This window comes from Streptosporangium sp. G11 (assembly GCF_051192615.1).
Taxonomy (GTDB): domain Bacteria; phylum Actinomycetota; class Actinomycetes; order Streptosporangiales; family Streptosporangiaceae; genus Streptosporangium.
Genome location: NZ_JBPJUQ010000361.1, coordinates 1 through 621 on the forward strand (window position 1 = coordinate 1; position 621 = coordinate 621).

General features: G+C 71.8%; 1 protein-coding gene. It reads left to right on the plus strand.

Annotated elements, in window-relative coordinates; genetic code table 11:
- The coding region (locus ACSDR0_RS51045) for an IS701 family transposase (RefSeq protein ID WP_435296207.1) at positions 1–621 on the plus strand (621 nt) is incomplete at both ends.

Here is a 621-nt window from a genome sequence, read left to right on the forward strand (position 1 = left end):
GACCGCGCGGCGTCCGTGTCCGCCGGCGCCGGGCCCGTTGGAGGACTACGCGGCCCGGTTCGATGATCTGTGGTGCTCGCTCGCGCAGCGCCGGGGGTTTCGTGAATATCTGGCCGGACTGTTGCTGCCACGCGACCGCAACAAGACGCTGACGGCCCTGGCCGGTGCGGAGCCGGTGGCCGGGGCGCAGAATGCGGCGGTGCAGCGGCTGCAGTTCTTCCTGTCGGAGTCGCCGTGGGACCACGAGAAGATCAACGCCCGGCGTCTTGAGCTGCTGCGGGCCGATCCGGTGACCGCGCCGCACGCGGGCGGGGTGCTGGTGGTCGACGACACCGGGGACCGCAAGGACGGCACCGCCACCGCGCATACCGCCCATCAGTACCTGGGCTCGGTCGGGAAGATCGAGAACGGGATCGTGGCAGTGACCACGCTCTGGGCCGACGAGCGGGTCTACTACCCGCTGCACGCGCTGCCCTATACCCCCGCCGCTCGGTTGCCTCGCGGCCGCAGCGATCCGGCGTTTCACACCAAACCGCAACTCGCGGCCGCGCTCGCGGGTCGGGCGCAGGCCGCCGCCGTGCCTTTCCGGGCGCTGGTGGCCGACTGCGCCTACGGCGACAA